Annotated in this window: 1 protein-coding gene; it reads right to left on the reverse strand. The window is 50.8% G+C overall.

Annotated elements, in window-relative coordinates:
• Positions 1 to 103: 103 nt before the first annotated feature.
• The coding region (locus tag B4920_RS26050) for a hypothetical protein (protein ID WP_216820043.1) at positions 104 to 295 on the reverse strand (192 nt) is incomplete at its 5' end.

Consider the following 295-nt stretch of genomic DNA (forward strand, 5'->3'; position numbering starts at 1 on the left):
GCTATTGCTAGCGTCAAAATTGACGCAATTACTTGTTTCAAGTACCATGATTTCGCCTCTCGGTATTGAGCCCGCATCCGTCGCCAAACTTCAGCGGGCTTTCTTATTTCTGTTTACCAACAAACGGCAACGGCAAACCAACAGCCGAACTCACAAACCGATATCCCGCATCAAACAACCTCTCGGCAACAGCCTCCGCGCTGGTTGTTCGCGCAGTGCGTACCACCGCCGCCATCAACGCAATCTCTTGATTACGCTCAATGCGCTCAAACTCAGCATCTTCTTCTGGTGTGTG

It is taken from the genome of Zoogloea sp. LCSB751, from assembly GCF_002028455.1.
In the GTDB taxonomy this organism is placed as follows: domain Bacteria; phylum Pseudomonadota; class Gammaproteobacteria; order Burkholderiales; family Rhodocyclaceae; genus Zoogloea.